We start from the raw sequence: 17,569 nt of genomic DNA, 5'->3' as shown, positions 1-17,569 counted from the left end.
GAAAACCGCTGAAATCCGGCAAAAACACTTGACATATGGAATTTCCCCAACCTATAATATACAGCGTATATGAAAAAGCGAAGACGGAGACAGTAAGTCATATGGAAAGCTTTCAGCGAACCGGGAAGGGTGAGAGCCCGGGGCGAGTAAGTATGATAGAACATCACTCCTGAGCTTCAGTTCTGAAGTTGTCCGGTGCAGCCGGGAAGAGTATCTGAAATATAGATAATGATCAAGTAAGAACTGACGGATTTCCTCCGTTACAGGGAACATATATCGGCAGATACAGTAATGTCCGTCATGGGAAGACATGACACAGGAGCCTGCAGCAGAATCAATAAGAAACTGTAAAGAAAGACGCAGGAATCCGGACACAGGCCCGTATAATGTAACAGGTGGTACAGCGAATCAGACTTCGTCCTTTTACAGGATGGGGTCTTTTTTTATAAGTGCCCGAGGCATTGGCACGAACAGGTATCTGTGAAGAAGCAATCCGCTGTGGCCTCATAGATGAGGCAGCAGCCAGTAATCAGACACAGGAGGTAAATATTGTGTATCGTAAAGTTGACACGAATCTGAATTTTGTTGACCGTGAAAAAGAAGTCGAGAAATTTTGGAAAGACAACAAGATTTTCGAAAAGAGTATGGACAGCCGTAAAGAGGGCGAGACATACACATTCTATGACGGACCGCCTACCGCAAATGGTAAGCCACATATTGGACACGTTCTGACACGAGTTATCAAGGATATGATCCCGAGATACCGTACAATGAAGGGGTACATGGTTCCGAGAAAAGCAGGATGGGATACTCACGGACTTCCGGTTGAGCTTGAGGTTGAGAAGAAGCTTGGCCTTGACGGCAAGGAGCAGATCGAGGAGTACGGAATGGAGCCGTTCATTCAGCAGTGTAAGGAGAGCGTATGGAAATACAAGGGAATGTGGGAGGATTTCTCATCTACAGTTGGTTTCTGGGCTGACATGGAGCATCCTTATGTAACATACGACAATAACTTTATCGAGTCCGAGTGGTGGGCACTGAAAGAGATCTGGGAAAAAGGTCTTCTTTACAAAGGCTTCAAGATCGTTCCTTACTGCCCGCGTTGTGGAACTCCTCTTTCCGCACAGGAGGTTTCCCAGGGATACAAGACCGTTAAAGAGCGTTCTGCAATCGTTCGTTTTAAAGTTGTTGGTGAGGACGCATACTTCCTGGCATGGACAACAACACCGTGGACACTTCCATCCAACGTCGCACTTTGTGTAAACCCGGATGAGATCTACTGCAAGGTAAAAGCAGCGGACGGCTACACCTACTACATGGCAGAAGCACTTCTGGATAAGGTTCTCGGCAAGCTTGCAAAGGATGATGAGCCTGCATATGAGATCCTTGAGAAATATAAAGGAACAGATCTTGAGCGTAAGGAATATGAGCCGCTTTTTGCATGCACAGGCGAGGCAGCAGCAAAACAGCGCAAAAAAGCTCATTTTGTAACCTGTGATAACTACGTTACCATGAGTGATGGTACCGGTATCGTTCATATCGCACCTGCATTTGGTGAGGATGACAGCCGTGTGGGACGTGAGTATGACCTTCCGTTCGTACAGTTCGTAGACGGACAGGGTAACATGACCAAGGAGACACCGTATGCCGGTGTATTCGTAAAAAAAGCTGACCCGATGGTTCTCACAGACCTTGACAAAGAAGGCAAGCTTTTTGATGCGCCGAAATTCGAGCATGATTATCCGCATTGCTGGAGATGTGACACACCGCTTATCTACTATGCACGTGAGTCCTGGTTTATCAAGATGACAGCAGTAAAGGATGATCTGATCCGCAACAATAATACAATTAACTGGATTCCGGAGAGCATCGGTAAGGGACGTTTCGGTGACTGGCTTGAGAACGTTCAGGACTGGGGTATTTCCAGAAACCGTTACTGGGGAACACCACTGAACATCTGGCAGTGCGAGTGCGGACATATGGAATCCGTAGGAAGCCGTCAGGATCTCTATGAGAAGAGTGGTGATGAGCGTGCCAAGACTATTGAACTTCACCGCCCATACATTGATGATATCACCATGAAGTGCCCGGACTGCGGAAAGACCATGCATCGTGTACCGGAGGTAATTGACTGCTGGTTCGATTCAGGAGCAATGCCTTTTGCACAGCATCATTATCCATTTGAGAATAAAGACCTGTTTGAGCAGCAGTTCCCGGCAGACTTTATTTCAGAGGCTGTTGACCAGACAAGAGGATGGTTCTACTCCCTTCTTGCTGAGTCCACACTGCTTTTCAACAAGGCTCCGTATAAGAATGTAATCGTTCTGGGACATGTACAGGATGAGAACGGACAGAAGATGAGTAAGTCCAAGGGAAATGCAGTAGATCCGTTTGATGCACTGAACAAATACGGCGCAGATGCTATCCGCTGGTATTTCTACATCAACAGTGCTCCGTGGCTTCCAAACCGTTTCCACGGCAAGGCAGTTGTAGAAGGACAGAGAAAATTCATGAGCACTCTGTGGAACACCTACGCATTCTTCGTACTGTATGCGAACATTGACAATTTTGACGCAACTAAATATACTTTAAATTACGATAAGCTTCCGGTTATGGATAAATGGCTGCTCAGCAAGCTGAATACCATGGTGAAGACTGTCGATGAGGATCTTGGTTCCTATAAGATTCCGGAGGCTGCAAGAGCACTTCAGGAATTTGTTGACGATATGAGTAACTGGTATGTAAGAAGAAGCCGTGAGCGTTTCTGGGCAAAGGGCATGGAGCAGGATAAGATCAATGCTTACATGACACTTTACACAGCACTGGTAACTGTTGCCAAGGCTGCAGCTCCGATGATCCCGTTCATGACTGAGGATATCTACCAGAACCTTGTAAGAAGCATTGACACAGACGCTCCGGAGAGTATCCATCTCTGCGATTACCCGGAGGTAAATGAGGCATGGATCGACAAGGATCTTGAGGCAAACATGGAAGAGCTTCTTGAGATCGTTGTTCTTGGTCGTGCATGCAGAAATACTGCAAACATCAAGAACCGTCAGCCGATCGGAACCATGTATGTAAAGGCTGAGAAAGCTATGGATAAATTCTACACAGATATCATCGCAGATGAGCTCAATGTAAAAGAAGTGAAATTCGCAGATGATGTAGAGTCCTTCATTTCCTACAGCTTCAAGCCACAGCTCCGTACAGTAGGACCGAAATACGGCAAGCTTCTGAACGGCATCCGTATCGCACTCTCTGAGATCGACGGAACCGCAGCAATGAAAGAGCTGAGAGACAATGGTGTTCTCGTTCTTGACATTGACGGAAATAAGGTTGAGCTCGCAGAGGAAGACTTATTGATCGAAACAGCCCAGAGCGAGGGCTATGTTACAGAGACAGACGGTGAGACATCCGTTGTCCTTGATACAAATCTTACACCTGAATTGATCCAGGAGGGCTTTGTCCGCGAGATCATCAGTAAGGTGCAGACCATGCGTAAAGAGGCTGGTTTCGAAGTCATGGACAAGATTATTGTCTATGCAAAAGATAACGATAAGATCATGGATATCATGAAAGCAAACCAGGATGAGATCAAACGTGAAGTACTGGCAGAAAACATTGTTCTGGGAGATGCAGAGGGTTACACCAAAGAATGGAACATCAACAAAGAGGCTGTAACACTGGGAGTATCCAAAGTACAGGAGGAAAACTAATGATTGACAAGCAGTTTGAGAAAGAGGAATTCAAAAAAAGCGTAAAAGAAAACGTAAAATTCCTTTATCGAAAAACACTGGAAGAGGCTACACAGGAGCAGATTTTTCAGGCTGTAAGCTACACTGTGAAGGACGTGATCATTGACAACTGGCTCAAGAGCCAGAAGGCGTATGAAAAACAGGACCCGAAGATCGTATATTATATGTCCATGGAGTTCCTTATGGGCCGTGCCCTTGGAAACAATCTGATCAACCTTGGTGCATACGGCGAGGTTAAGGAGGCTCTTGAGGAGCTTGGACTTGACATTAACTGCATCGAAGACCAGGAGCCGGATCCGGCTCTTGGAAACGGTGGACTTGGAAGACTGGCAGCATGCTTCCTGGATTCTCTTGCAACTCTGAACTACTGTGCATACGGATGCGGAATCCGTTACCGTTATGGTATGTTTAAGCAGGAGATCCGTGACGGTTATCAGGTAGAGGCACCGGATAACTGGCTGAAGAACGGCTATCCTTTCGAACTCCGTCGTCCGGAGTATGCAAAAGAAGTTCATTTCGGCGGATATGTACGCGTTGAGTGGGATCCGGTGAAGAACGAGAACAAATTTATCCACGAGGGATATCAGGCAGTTAAGGCCGTTCCTTACGATATGCCGATCACAGGTTATAATAACGATGTTGTAAACACACTTCGTATCTGGGATGCAGAGCCGATCGTAGACTTCAACCTTGACTCCTTCGACAAGGGTGATTATCACAACGCAGTAGAGCAGGAGAACCTTGCACGTACTATCGTTGAGGTACTTTATCCGAATGATAATCATATGGCAGGTAAAGAGCTTCGTCTGAAACAGCAGTACTTCTTCGTATCTGCCAGCCTTCAGGCAGCGATTGCCAAATATAAGAAAACACACGATGACATCACAAAGCTTCATGAGAAGGTTGTATTCCAGATGAACGATACTCATCCGACTGTAGCAGTTGCGGAGCTGATGCGTCTTCTTATGGATCAGGAAGGTCTTGGCTGGGATCAGGCATGGGATATCACAACAAAATGCTGTGCTTACACCAACCACACCATCATGTCCGAGGCACTTGAGAAATGGCCGATCGAGCTGTTCTCCAGACTGCTTCCGCGTGTATACCAGATCATCGAGGAGATCAACCGTCGTTTCATTCTTGAGATCCAGCAGAAATATCCTGGAAACTTCGAGAAGGTTAAGAAGATGGCGATCATCTATGACGGACAGGTTAAGATGGCTCACCTTGCAATCGTTGCAGGCTACTCTGTAAACGGTGTTGCACGCCTTCATACAGAAATCCTCAAAAATCAGGAGCTGAAGGATTTCTATGAGATGATGCCTGAGAAGTTCAACAACAAGACAAACGGTATCACACAGAGACGTTTCCTTGCTCATGGAAACCCGCTTCTGGCTGACTGGGTAACAGATAAGATCGGACCGGACTGGATCACAGATCTTTCCCAGCTTTCCAAACTGAAGGTTTATGCAGACGATGAGAAAGCTCTTCAGGAGTTCATGACCATCAAGTTCAAGAACAAAGAGCGTCTTGCAAAATATATCCTGGAGCACAACGGTGTTGAGGTTGATCCGCACTCCATCTTTGATATTCAGGTTAAGAGACTTCATGAGTACAAGCGTCAGCTTCTCAACATCCTGCATGTGATCTATCTGTACAATCAGATCAAGGCACATCCGGAGATGGAGTTCTATCCGAGAACATTTATCTTTGGTGCAAAGGCTTCTGCAGCTTACGCACGTGCAAAGAAGATCATCAAGCTGATCAACTGTGTGGCAGATGTTGTAAACAATGATGCTTCCATCAACGGCAAGCTGAAGGTTGTATTCATCGAGAATTACCGTGTATCCAACGCTGAGATCATCTTTGCGGCAGCAGATGTTTCCGAGCAGATCTCCACAGCAAGTAAAGAGGCTTCCGGTACAGGTAACATGAAGTTCATGCTGAACGGTGCTCCGACACTGGGAACCATGGATGGTGCCAACGTTGAGATCGTACAGGAGGTTGGCGAGGAGAACGCATTTATCTTCGGTATGAGCTCCGACCAGATCATCAACTATGAGAATAACGGCGGTTATGATCCGGACTTCATTTACAACACAGATCCGGAGATCCGTCAGGTACTGATGCAGCTGATCAACGGAACCTTCTCCAGTGATACAGAGATGTTCCGTGACATCTACAATTCACTTCTCGACAAACGCAACATGCCGAGACCTGACCAGTACTTCATCCTTGGCGACTTCCGTTCCTATGCAGAAGCACAGAAACGTGTTGAGGAAGCATACAAAGATGAGAAACGCTGGGCTAAGATGGCACTTCTTAACACAGCATGCAGCGGTAAGTTCACATCCGACAGAACCATCCAGGAGTATGTAGATGATATCTGGCATCTGGATAAGGTTGTTGTGAAAGAGAACTAAGATATATAAAGTAATCTGCAAAGTATTACCATAAAATAAATTTCCACACAAAAACAGGGCTCGTCAGAAGTGGTGACGGCCCTGTTTTTTGTGTGAAAATTATGCCGGATTGATGACGATCCGGTTGCGTCTGGCCAGTGCAATGGCGATATGGCAGCCTTCCGCGATGGCGCAGGCTTTATCGGCAAAGCTGATGATCCAGGCTTCCTTGTTGCGTGGAAGAGGTCCCAGAGGGAACATATGTGAGAGTATCGCATCCAGTTCTCTGTCCGTGACATCAAAGTGTGAGGCACTGTTGTCGGCGGCAGCCTTCGGGTGATAAAACGCCTGATGCTCACCGGTCGGTGTCTCCGCCCTGAAGTCATAGGGACAGAAATCGTGGAGAAGCCCTGCCCTTGCGGCGGCTTTCTCGTCACATCCCAGCTTCCTGGCAATGAACCAGGAGAGGTAAGAAACATTGATACTGTGCATGAGCCGTGTGGTCCACTGGTGGTGGGTGTACAGGCTCAGCTTCAGGAACTCTCTGTTACAGAGGATGTTCTTCACAAGCTCATGATATTCCTGTGAGACCTCATCCGACACCGTGATATCCATCGGCAATCACCTTCTTTCTTTTGTTTATAATTTCATTATGACGATTATGGAGAAAAATGCAATATGGTTTATAGTTTTTTTAGAAATCAGGTGGGATAAATTTTTCAGGATGGAAAATGTCAGTGTGCAGAAGGAAGGAGAGTGCTTTTGTGTAGTCTGTTCTGTGGGAAATTATGGTATAGTAAATAAAAATGCTATAACGGTTTTATGGACAGCTATATAAGATAGGCTGAAAATAGCTGATATAGATGGTTGACATAATAAAAAGAAGAGGAGCGTAATATATATGAAACCAGAAAAACTGATCGAAGTACTTTCTGTTGCAGAACGATTGAAGGATGCAGTGCGCCACTGTTATACATCAGGCGGCAGGCGGGAGAGCGTGGCTGAACATTCCTGGCGGATCACACTGATGGCTTATTTTGTCAGCGATGAATTTCCTGAGGCTGATCTTCTGAAAATTATGAAAATGTGCCTTATCCATGATCTTGGAGAAGCTTTTACCGGGGATATCCCTGCTTTTGAAAAGACGGATAAAGATTCGAAGAAGGAGGCGGATGTACTGGGCGAATGGGTGAAAACCCTGCCGGAGCCATTCAGTAAAGAAATGTCAGAACTCTATCAGGAGATGGAAGAGCAGCAGACTCTGGAGGCCAGGATCTATAAAGCTCTGGACAAGCTAGAAGCCCTGATCCAGCACAATGAATCCGACATCAAAACATGGCTTTCTTTGGAATATGATCTGCAGATGACCTATGGAAACGAGCAGGTGAAATTCTCCGAGTATCTGACCGAATTGCGGAATCATGTGAGGGAAGACAGTGTGAGAAAGATAAAAAAGAGTAAGTAAGCTTCTTGACATATTTTTGGTATACCTTGATATGTCACCTCAACATAGAATGATATTTTGATCAGATCAGACAAGCAGCGAATTGAATTGCAGATATCTGCCTGATCTATATGTAAATTGTAAATGTTTTTCAGAAAATTCTCATTGAAAAATATATCGACAGATTTTGACGAATAAAGGAGAATATGATAGTCAGTCCTCCAATGAGTATAGTATAATTATAGTAGAAAAAACGAAAATGGGGGAATCATATGAAGAAAAAGAGGATTGCGATGCTTCTGGCTGCAGCACTTACGTTTTCACAGAGTATGGGTGCAGCCATACCGGTAGCAGCTGAGGAACTGACAGCAGATACCGGACAGGAAACTGCAGAGACAGAAGAATCAGTTCAGGAGAACGGTGGCTCGGAAATAACAGGGGAAACAGCTTCTGTGTCTGATCTGGAAGACGATGAGGAATTAAGTCTTCAGGATGATGCAGAAAATGCGGAAGAAGTAGCAGAAGAAGAAAACACATCAGAAATTGCGGAGATATCCGGGGATAACACCGAAAACCAGGAGGTCTTTAGTGACGGTTCAGAAGATGGAGAGTCTGCTACAGCAAATGAACAATATCAGCTTAATCTGATATACGAAGGTACCAGTGGGAGTCAGGACTTACTGCCGAACAGTCATGTCAGAATAAAAACCCGTCTGGTTGATACAACGGATTGGAGTGCTGTTTCCACATATGAACTGAAAGTTGCTCCGGTAACTGGTGGAAATGGTGTCAAAATGGCAAACGTATCATTAGATGGCCAGGATATTGTGCTGGATGTTTACAATAAAACCGGAGACGCCAGAATTTCTGCAACGGCATTCATAAATGGAACTGAAGTGGCTAAACGGGAATTTGGGGTTAACATCAGTGAATATGTAATATTGCCGGAAAAAACTATCAACCTTGAAGCTGGCCAGCAGCTGGATATAGCAAAAGACATGAAACCACAGCTTGTCCGTTACAAAGATGGAAAAGGAGATCCGATTCCGGTAACAGGGGACAATTACAAGATCGTCATGTCACAGACAGGGCCTGGAGGCGAAGAACTTCGTGATTATGATGCAGATGGTCTGAAATGGATAGCGGTTCCGGGACAGGATCTTCCAATCCTGGAGAGAACAACAGAGAATTCTACATGGTTTGCACTTCTGGCTATGGAGAGATCAGAAAATGGGGACTGGCATTATATTACCCGACATCATTATGCACTTGATCCTTTGATCAACAGTGATTATGACAATGGTCATAATGATGACAGCGAAGAGAAAAGTTCCTACAGCCTGATATATGATTATCAGGATACGACAGGAAACGGATCTATGCTGCCGAACAGTCAAATGACAGCTACCACTTATCTGGAGGACAAAACAAAGGATTATCAGAGGGTAGATGATTATAAACTGGAAATCCTGGAACAGTCTAAGCTGGCAGAAATTTCAGTTTCTGCAGATGGAAAAAAACTTGTTATTAAATCTGGTAATAAAACTGGTCAGGGCTGCTGTTACATATCTGTACAGATACCGGATGAAAAAGGCGGATACAGAGAAGCATTCAGAAAAGATATATGGTTCAGCGTCAGCGAGTATGTACTTTTACCGGAAAATATCACAGATGCAAATGGAAAGGTATTTATTCCTGAAGTAGGACAGCAGATAGACATTTTAAATAACATGAAGCCGCAGCTTGTCCGCTATAAAAAAGGAAAAGGAGATCCGATTCCGGTAACAGGAGATAATTACAAGATTGTGATATATTCAGAGACAGATGAAAGTACAGGCACAGTGCACCGTGATTATGATGCGGATGGCTGGAAATGGATTGATGTTCCAGGTCAGGAGCTCCCGATCCTTGAGAGAACATCAGGATATGGTACATGGTTTGCGCTTGTTGCAATGGAAAAAAGTGCAGATGGAAACTGGCACCAGATAGCAAGACGAATGTATGAACTGGATACCCTGCCTGGTTATAATGGCAACGACAGTGGAAGCTTCGGTGACAGTGGTCATGATAGTGATGATAGTGAGGAAAAAAGCTTTTATAATCTGACATACGATTTGGAAGGTACGGCAGGAAATGAAGCCATGCTACCGAACAATGAAACGACCGTTGTGACAGACATACTGGATAAAACCAGTGGCCAGCATCCGGTAAAGGATTATAAGCTGGAAATCATAGAACAGTCAAAACTGGCAGAAGCTGCAGTTTCTTCGGATGGAAAGAAGCTTATAATTAAATCCAACGATAAAACCGGTGTTGGCTGCTGTTACGTAGCAGTAAAACTTCTGGATAAAACCGGTAAATATAAAGAAGCCTTCAGAAAAGATATATGGTTTGAAGTCAGCGAATTTATGCTGATACCGGAGAATCTGACAGATAAGAATGGAAAGCTGCTTAATCCGGCTGTTGGAGAATCCATTAATCTCGCCAATTTAAAAGTAAAACTGATTCAGTATATAAACGGAAAAGGTGATCCCGTTGAGATTACAGGAAATGATATAAAAATCGTAGTGATGAGCTGGAGGGATACAGAGTCCGGTAAACTGCAATATGATTACGATGAGGAAGCATGGAATATGCAGAAAGTTTCCGGCCAGGAGCTTCCGATCATGACGAGAAAGTCCGATGATAATACAAGGCTTGCACTGTCTGCCATACGAAAAAACAAAAACGGAGAGTGGGAGCGGCTTGTAAGGAAACATTTTGAGATTGGAGAAAACAGTTCAAAACACAGCCACAGCTGGAAAGCAGTAAAAACTATTCAGGCAACCTGTACGTCAAAAGGAAGCAGAACCGATAAATGTACTTCCTGTGATGGTGTAAGAACAGTAACACTTCCGGCAAAACATACCGCTGTAAAAGATGCAGCAGTTGCAGCGACAGTATTTAAAGCAGGAAAGACGGAAGGAAGTCATTGCAAAGTATGTGGTAAAGTGCTCAGAAAACAAGCTTCAGTCGCCAAACTGAAACCGACGATTTCCCTGACTGCATCTTCCCTGAAAATGAAAGCAGGTCAGTCTACCACTGCATTTAAAGCAGCCGGACTGGCGAAAGGTGATTATGTTACAAAGGTGACATCCGGAAATACAGGAATCGTAAAAGTATCTTCTGTGACAAAGAAGGGAACTTTCAGACTGACAGCAGGTAAAAAGGCAGGAAGTACTACAGTTAAAGTTATTCTCGCAAGTAAAAAGTCAGCATCTTTCAAAGTTACCGTACAGAACGGGGCAGTAAAAACTTCGAAAATTACTGTGAGCACTAAATCAGTGACACTCAAAAAAGGAACTACTTACCGTAAACTGGCGTCTTCAGTTAAAGTCATTCCTGTAACCAGTCAGGAAAAAGTTACATACACATCATCCAACAAAAAAATCGCGACAGTAACATCCGGTGGTGTAATCAAAGGTCTGAAAAAAGGAACTGCAACAATCACAATCCGAAGCGGCTCAAAGAAGACAACCTGTAAAGTTACAGTTAAATAAAAATTGTACGAAAAAGGGGGAATCACGGAAGTGATTCCCCCTTAAAAAAATCCTTATTCTATGCGGATTTCTTATTTACCGAAATATCTCTTAAGCAGACCAGCGAATGCTTTTCCGTGTCTTGCTTCGTCCTTAGCCATCTCATGTACTGTGTCATGGATTGCGTCAAGGTCAGCTGCTTTCGCACGTTTAGCAAGGTCGAATTTACCTGCTGTAGCACCGTTCTCAGCGTCTACACGCATCTGAAGGTTCTTCTCTGTGCTGTCTGTTACAACTTCGCCAAGGAGCTCTGCAAATTTAGCTGCATGCTCTGCTTCCTCGTAAGCTGCCTTCTCATAGTACATTCCAACTTCCGGATATCCTTCTCTGTGAGCTACTCTAGCCATTGCAAGATACATACCAACCTCAGAGCACTCGCCCTCGAAGTTTGCTCTCAGGTCTGCAAGGATGTCCTCGCTAACGCCCTTAGCAACGCCTACAACATGCTCAGCTGCCCATGTGAGCTCGCCTTCCTGTTTGGAAAACTTGGAAGCTGGTGCTTTACATACTGGACAGGCCTCCGGTGCCTGCTCGCCTTCGTAAACATATCCACATACATTACATACCCATTTTGCCATAGTTGTGATCTCCTTTTCTTATAAAAAGTTATTTTGATTTTATGTTTCTTTTGAATTAATAATAGTAATTATTACTGTTTTATAGTAACATGTGATCTTATTTTTGTCAAGACTGTTTTTCTTCTTTTTCGAGGCATTCCTTGCAGATTCCATAGAAGCTTGCATCTACGTCAAAGACTTTTCCGTGGATAAATTCTGCAGCTGCCTGCTCAAGAATTCCGTTAAGGCTGTCTGACTGCATATCGATCACCCGGTTGCATCTGGTACACATGAAATGTGAATGCGGTGCGACCCTTCCATCGTAGCGGTCCGCGCTTCCGAAATTGGTCAGCTTCCGGATCTCGCCGATGTCACTGAGAAGAGAAAGATTACGGTAGACAGTTCCGAGACTGATGTTGGGGTAGATCTGTCGAAGATTCTCGTATACTGTGTCTGCCGTTGGATGATCTGTTCTGGATCTCAGAAATTCCTTGATAGATTCTCTCTGACGGCTGTATTTAAGTGCTGCCATAATGTTTCCTCCATATTGGTAATAGTAATTATTACTGATATTATAATACATGACAGAGAGAGATTTGTCAAGAGATTTTGATCTGATTATCCTGAAATATTTTTATTTTATAGAAATATTCTACCCTTAATGATGGGACTTTATCAGTAAAAAATAATGATGAGGATTAAAAAAAATAAGTTGACACAAACTAACTTAAGTGGTATATTTACGATAGTTAGATAAATCTAACTAAAGCGTAAAGGAGAATGCAAATGACTTGTGCAAAATTTGAATCTGTCATAGGTTATCATTGTTCCCCTGTATTAATGGGAATGAAACCGGCGAACCTTGTTTCCTTTTCCAAGGAAAAAATGCCGGAGCTGCCGGAGATCATTTCGGATTATAAGGAGAGTCTTGAACGGGAAGGCATCCGTATGGAGATCATCTGTGGATGCAGGAAGCATTATCTTCTTCTGGTGTACCGGCCGGATATGCTGCAGGAATATCTTAAGCAGGAAGAAGCCAGGAAGCTTTTGCTGCAGGATGGTTATAATATAGATGGTTCTCTGGATGAGATGATCGCCCGTCTGAAGGAGAGATTTTTTCATAAGACGGAGTTTCCTCATGAGATCGGTCTTTTTCTGGGTTATCCTATTGAAGATGTGAAGGGCTTTCGGAAGTTCGGAGGCAGTGACTGCAAGATGTGTGGTTACTGGAAGGTTTATGATGATGTGGAGCAGGCTCGCAGGATTTTTGACAGCTATGATAAGTGCCGGGAGTTTACTGCGGCGCAGATCCGTGCGGGGTATTCGATTTTACAGGTTGTTGGTATGAAGCATCTCTGTACATCTCAGATGTGCGTATAATATAAAGTTTAAAAACAGGAGGTTTTTAAGATGAGCAAGGTAGGAATTATTTACTGGTCTTCCACAGGTAACACAGAGGCAATGGCACAGGCTGTTGAGGAAGGCGCAAAAGCAGCTGGTGCGGATGTTGAGATCATGGAAGTTGCAGATGCAGACGTAGATAAAGCTCTCTCTTATGATGTTCTGGCACTTGGCTGTCCGGCAATGGGAGATGAGGAGCTTGAGGATGGTGAGTTCGAGCCATTCTTCTCTGATCTGGAAGGCAAACTTTCCGGTAAAAAAGTTGCACTTTTCGGTTCCTATGACTGGGGCGACGGAGAGTGGATGAGAACATGGTGCGGCAGAGCAAAAGACGCAGGTGCAGAGCTTGTTGAGGATGAAGGACTCATTGTAAACAACACACCTGATGATGAAGGACTTGCAGCTTGCCGTGAACTTGGCGGAAAACTTGCATAAGATCTATTAGATTTCAAATAAATAAAAACTGAGCAGAGCATTGGATTTTCAAACACCAACACCATCCGGACAGAAGAGATAGACATCTTTTTTGTCCAGGTGGTGTTTTATTTTGAACAAAAATATCTGCTTATTACTTTGAGGAAATATAGAAGAAATGAATATTAAGACAAAAAATCCTTGTTGATTTTAATATTTACGTGTCCTAAAATAGATAAAGATGAAATAAAGCAGGAAAGAGAGGGATGCCGGATGACGCGGGAGGAAGCGGAACAGTATTTATATTATGCGATGACAATTGGTGAACAGCTTCTTTGCTGCGGAGCAGAGGTTGGACGTGTGGAAGATACCATACGGCGGATCTGCCTGGCATATGGAGCCACCCGGGCGGATGTTTTTTCTATCACATCCAGTATTGTGACGACGATTTATGGAGAAGATTTTGGAATCTGCACCCAGACGCGGCGTGTGCCGGGAATGGCCAATGACCTGGGGCGGCTGGATGACCTGAACCAGCTTTCCAGATATATCTGTGAGTATCGGCCGAAGCCGGAGGAGATCCAGAAGGGGCTGGAAAAGATCCGGGATAAACAAGGATATTCTTTTAAAACGCAGATTTTGATCTATGCTGTAATTTCGGGTTCTTTTTCCGTGTTTTTCGGAGGAGATGTCAACGATATGATCGCTTCTGCGCTGATAGGTATCGCCCTGAAGCTGTTTGAGGCTTTTGTAAAAAAGGGCGCATTAAACTCGCTGCTGACAGTGCTTCTTTGCTGCGGAGCCGGCGGAGTACTTTCCAATCTTACAGTTCTGATCGGGCTTGGACATCATGCGGATCTGATCAGTATCGGAAATATCATGCTTCTGATACCGGGAATTGCATTTACCAATTCATTACGCGATATGTTTTCAGGAGATACCATTACAGGTTTGATCCGATGTATGGAGGCACTTTTGCTGGCACTGGTCGTGGGCCTTGGTTTTACGGTGGCGAATCTGTTGTTTTAACCGAATCAGGGAAATTCTCTTGAAGGTTGCGAAAAGCAATAAGCAGTGAATGAGTAATTCACATACTGTATCAATTGCGGAGTAGCGAAACGCAGCAGATAATGGGAGCATTTGAGAGTAGTTATGATTTATTCAGGAGGAAAATATGCGGGAAATCATACAGCTGGTCGTATCCTTCACAGGATCCCTCGGCTTTGCGGCATTATTTAATATCCATGGAAAAAAACTCTGGTTTGCGGCTGTAGGAGGCTGCCTGTCCTGGGCTGTATATCTGGCAGTGGAGTTCATAACGCCAAGTCCGTATGCGTGCGGCTTCTGGTCAACAGTAGCTATTACTTTGTATGCAGAATGTATGGCAAGAATTCATAAAACGCCGGTAACTGTATTTCTGGTTTCCGCGACAATTCCGCTGATTCCGGGAGCAGCACTTTACCGGACTATGAACTGGATGTTGATGAAGGACTGGGCGAAATTCCAGAAAGATGGAATCTATACGATCCTTTTTGCAGTGAGCATGGCAGCAGGAATGACGCTGACAACTATTGCGTTCCGGATGGCGTGGCGGTGGATGTACAGGCAGAGGAGAATGTAATACAGTAACGAAATTCCCCGTTTACAAACCATCAGAAATGTGTTACGATTTTCCCATATGGAAAACTCGTGGAAGAAGAGAGTACATGTGTACACCGTACTACAGGGAAATCCCCGGAGAACTTTTTATATAAGGAGTTCCGAGACTGAGAGGGATGTGCAGGCGCAGATGGAAGATGGCTTCGGAGAGGCATTGCTGAACCGGTTTGAACGTGATAAGCGAAATGTGAATGTCCCGTTTAATGGACACCGGCAGGTGATGACAGGACCGCCTGTTATAGCGGAAAGGTATAGAAACTGCTGTACCTGATGAGGTTTTTGCCGCGAGGCAGGAACGAAAAGAAGTGGTAACACGGGTAATAACTCGTCTTCTCATATCGTTATGGTATGGGAAGACGTTTTTTTATTTTTATTATGGAGGAAAGAAAAAATGGAAAAGCAGAGATATTATATCAGCACTGCCATTGCGTACACATCCGGTAAGCCGCATATCGGAAATACTTATGAGGTAGTTCTTGCGGATGCGATCGCACGTTTTAAAAGACAGCAGGGTTATGACGTATATTTTCAGACAGGAACTGACGAGCATGGTCAGAAGATCGAGCTGAAGGCTGAGGAAGCTGGCGTTACACCGAAGGAATTCGTAGATAACGTTTCCGGCGAGATCAAACGTATATGGGATCTGATGAATACATCCTATGACAAATTCATCCGTACAACAGATAAAGACCATGAAGAGCAGGTCAAAAAAATCTTCAAAAAAATGTATGCAAAGGGTGATATCTACAAGGGTCATTATGAAGGAATGTACTGTACACCATGTGAGTCTTTCTTTACAGAGTCCCAGCTTGTAGACGGCAAATGTCCGGACTGCGGACGTCCATGCGTACCGGCTAAGGAAGAGGCATATTTCTTCAAAATGAGTAAATATGCAGACAAGCTGATCGACTACATTAACACACATCCGGATTTCATCCAGCCGGAGTCACGTAAAAACGAAATGATGAACAACTTCCTTCTTCCGGGACTTCAGGATCTCTGTGTATCCAGAACATCTTTCAAATGGGGAATCCCGGTAGATTTCGATCCGAAGCACGTAGTATATGTATGGCTGGATGCCCTGACAAACTATATCACAGGTATCGGCTATGACTGCGACGGAAACAGCAGCGATCAATTCAACAAATACTGGCCTGCAGATCTTCACCTTATCGGAAAAGATATCATCCGTTTCCATACGATTTACTGGCCGATCTTCCTGATGTCTCTGGATCTTCCGCTTCCGAAACAGGTATTCGGACATCCGTGGCTGCTTCAGGGCGATGGAAAAATGAGTAAATCCAAAGGAAATGTAATCTACGCAGATGAGCTTGTTGAGTTCTTCGGTGTAGATGCTGTCCGTTATTTCGTACTCCATGAGATGCCATTTGAGAATGACGGTGTGATCACATGGGAGCTGATGGTTGAGAGACTGAATTCTGACCTTGCAAACACACTTGGAAATCTTGTAAACCGTACTATTTCCATGTCCAACAAATATTTTAACGGAGTTGTTGAGAATAAGAATGTAACTGAGCCGGTTGATGAGGATCTTAAGAACTTCATCCTTCAGGTTCCGAAAAACGTTTCCGCAAAAATGGATAAGCTTCGTGTTGCAGATGCCATCACTGAGGTATTCTCTCTGTTCAAACGCTGCAACAAATATATCGACGAGACAATGCCATGGGCACTTGCAAAGGATGAGACAAAGCAGGATCGTCTTGCAACAGTTCTCTACAACCTGGTTGAGGGAATCTGCATCGGCGCATCTCTTCTGAAATCCTTTATGCCGCGTACAACAGAGCGTATTCTTGTACAGCTCAACGCAAACGAGAGAACTCTTGAGGAGATGGATCAGTTTGGTCTTTATCCTTCAGGAAACCGCGTAACTGACAAACCGGAGATTCTTTTTGCGAGACTTGATCTGAAAGAGGTTCTTGAGAAGGTTGCGAAGCTTCATCCGAAGAAAGAAGAGCCGAAGGAAGAGGTAGAAGAGGAGAAAACAGAGGAGGTGATCGATATCGAGGCAAAGCCGGAGATCACTTTCGATGATTTTGAGAAGCTTCAGTTCCAGGTTGGTGAGATCATTGCCTGCGAGGAGGTTAAGAAATCCAGAAAACTTCTCTGCTCTCAGGTTAAGATCGGAAGCCAGGTTCGTCAGATCGTATCCGGAATCAAGGCTCACTATTCCGCAGAGGAAATGGTTGGCAAAAAGGTTATGGTCGTTACAAACCTGAAACCTGCCAAGCTTGCCGGAATTCTCAGCGAGGGTATGATCCTCTGTGCAGAGGATGCAGACGGAAATCTTTCCCTGATGGTACCGGAGAAAGAGATGCCAGCAGGTGCTGAGATCTGCTAA

12 protein-coding genes are annotated in these 17,569 nt (G+C 44.5%); 9 read left to right on the top strand and 3 right to left on the bottom strand.

The features are described 5' to 3' along the window. Nucleotides 1–551 precede the first annotated feature (551 nt). Entirely contained in the window at nt 552–3,716 is a 3,165-nt protein-coding gene (ileS, locus tag AC04Q4_RS11375) for an isoleucine--tRNA ligase (protein WP_476389095.1), read from the top strand. Next, the gene (locus AC04Q4_RS11370; RefSeq protein WP_173738165.1) at nt 3,716–6,178 is read left to right on the top strand and encodes a glycogen/starch/alpha-glucan phosphorylase; all 2,463 of its coding nucleotides are present in this window, start codon (nt 3,716–3,718) and stop codon (nt 6,176–6,178) included. The genes ileS and AC04Q4_RS11370 overlap by 1 nt, the downstream gene beginning before the upstream one ends. 99 nt (nt 6,179–6,277) lie before the next feature. Here the strand turns inward: AC04Q4_RS11370 and AC04Q4_RS11365 are convergent, their stop codons facing one another. Further along, nucleotides 6,278–6,772, bottom strand: a complete 495-nt coding sequence (locus AC04Q4_RS11365; protein ID WP_173756667.1) for an HD domain-containing protein — start codon at nt 6,770–6,772, stop codon at nt 6,278–6,280. A gap of 286 nt (nt 6,773–7,058) precedes the next feature. Here AC04Q4_RS11365 and AC04Q4_RS11360 point away from each other — a divergent pair, with 286 nt between their 5' ends. Together AC04Q4_RS11360 and AC04Q4_RS11355 are read left to right on the top strand one after the other, a co-directional pair. Beyond that, entirely contained in the window at nt 7,059–7,622 is a 564-nt protein-coding gene (locus AC04Q4_RS11360) for an HD domain-containing protein (RefSeq protein ID WP_173756666.1), read from the top strand. Between the two features lie 251 nt (nt 7,623–7,873). Next, nucleotides 7,874–11,140, top strand: a complete 3,267-nt coding sequence (locus tag AC04Q4_RS11355) for an Ig-like domain-containing protein (RefSeq protein WP_476388993.1) — start codon at nt 7,874–7,876, stop codon at nt 11,138–11,140. Between the two features lie 71 nt (nt 11,141–11,211). Here AC04Q4_RS11355 and AC04Q4_RS11350 read toward each other — a convergent pair whose 3' ends face one another. Both AC04Q4_RS11350 and AC04Q4_RS11345 read right to left on the bottom strand, forming a co-directional pair. Beyond that, nucleotides 11,212–11,757 carry an NADH peroxidase gene (locus tag AC04Q4_RS11350; RefSeq protein WP_173738161.1) on the bottom strand — a complete coding sequence of 182 codons (546 nt, stop codon included), beginning with the start codon at nt 11,755–11,757 and terminating at the stop codon, nt 11,212–11,214. A gap of 106 nt (nt 11,758–11,863) precedes the next feature. Beyond that, on the bottom strand, nt 11,864–12,268 hold the full coding sequence (locus AC04Q4_RS11345; RefSeq protein WP_173738160.1) for a Fur family transcriptional regulator: 405 nt from the start codon (nt 12,266–12,268) through the stop codon (nt 11,864–11,866). Nucleotides 12,269–12,522: 254 nt separating this feature from the next. Between AC04Q4_RS11345 and AC04Q4_RS11340 the strand changes: the two genes are divergently transcribed. The 5 genes from AC04Q4_RS11340 to metG all read left to right on the top strand — a co-directional run bounded on the left by AC04Q4_RS11340 (nt 12,523) and on the right by metG (nt 17,569). Beyond that, a complete protein-coding gene (locus AC04Q4_RS11340; RefSeq protein WP_173738159.1) occupies nt 12,523–13,116 on the top strand; it encodes a DUF3793 family protein in 594 nt (197 codons plus the stop codon). A 30-nt stretch (nt 13,117–13,146) separates the two neighbouring features. Continuing rightward, complete coding sequence (locus AC04Q4_RS11335; RefSeq protein ID WP_110103074.1) at nt 13,147–13,572, top strand: flavodoxin; 426 nt, start codon at nt 13,147–13,149, stop codon at nt 13,570–13,572. Nucleotides 13,573–13,824: 252 nt separating this feature from the next. Continuing rightward, nucleotides 13,825–14,580 carry a threonine/serine exporter family protein gene (locus AC04Q4_RS11330; RefSeq protein ID WP_173738157.1) on the top strand — a complete coding sequence of 252 codons (756 nt, stop codon included), beginning with the start codon at nt 13,825–13,827 and terminating at the stop codon, nt 14,578–14,580. 145 nt (nt 14,581–14,725) lie between these two features. Further along, the gene (locus tag AC04Q4_RS11325) at nt 14,726–15,172 is read left to right on the top strand and encodes a threonine/serine exporter family protein (RefSeq protein ID WP_173738156.1); all 447 of its coding nucleotides are present in this window, start codon (nt 14,726–14,728) and stop codon (nt 15,170–15,172) included. A gap of 381 nt (nt 15,173–15,553) precedes the next feature. Further along, complete coding sequence (gene metG / locus AC04Q4_RS11320) at nt 15,554–17,569, top strand: methionine--tRNA ligase (RefSeq protein ID WP_195456522.1); 2,016 nt, start codon at nt 15,554–15,556, stop codon at nt 17,567–17,569.

This window comes from Blautia sp. HA8986, from assembly GCF_056504635.1.
This window is presented reverse-complemented; position numbering and strand designations above follow the sequence as displayed.

What these genes read in the sequence shown, in the direction of transcription:
- AC04Q4_RS11370 (WP_173738165.1), top strand. Translation starts at nt 3,716, where the DNA reads ATGATTGACAAGCAGTTTGAGAAAGAGGAATTCAAAAAAAGCGTAAAA.
- AC04Q4_RS11365 (WP_173756667.1), bottom strand. Translation starts at nt 6,772, where the DNA reads ATGGATATCACGGTGTCGGATGAGGTCTCACAGGAATATCATGAGCTT.
- AC04Q4_RS11360 (WP_173756666.1), top strand. Translation starts at nt 7,059, where the DNA reads ATGAAACCAGAAAAACTGATCGAAGTACTTTCTGTTGCAGAACGATTG.
- AC04Q4_RS11355 (WP_476388993.1), top strand. Translation starts at nt 7,874, where the DNA reads ATGAAGAAAAAGAGGATTGCGATGCTTCTGGCTGCAGCACTTACGTTT.
- AC04Q4_RS11350 (WP_173738161.1), bottom strand. Translation starts at nt 11,757, where the DNA reads ATGGCAAAATGGGTATGTAATGTATGTGGATATGTTTACGAAGGCGAG.
- AC04Q4_RS11345 (WP_173738160.1), bottom strand. Translation starts at nt 12,268, where the DNA reads ATGGCAGCACTTAAATACAGCCGTCAGAGAGAATCTATCAAGGAATTT.
- AC04Q4_RS11340 (WP_173738159.1), top strand. Translation starts at nt 12,523, where the DNA reads ATGACTTGTGCAAAATTTGAATCTGTCATAGGTTATCATTGTTCCCCT.
- AC04Q4_RS11335 (WP_110103074.1), top strand. Translation starts at nt 13,147, where the DNA reads ATGAGCAAGGTAGGAATTATTTACTGGTCTTCCACAGGTAACACAGAG.
- AC04Q4_RS11330 (WP_173738157.1), top strand. Translation starts at nt 13,825, where the DNA reads ATGACGCGGGAGGAAGCGGAACAGTATTTATATTATGCGATGACAATT.
- AC04Q4_RS11325 (WP_173738156.1), top strand. Translation starts at nt 14,726, where the DNA reads ATGCGGGAAATCATACAGCTGGTCGTATCCTTCACAGGATCCCTCGGC.
- metG (WP_195456522.1), top strand. Translation starts at nt 15,554, where the DNA reads ATGGTATGGGAAGACGTTTTTTTATTTTTATTATGGAGGAAAGAAAAA.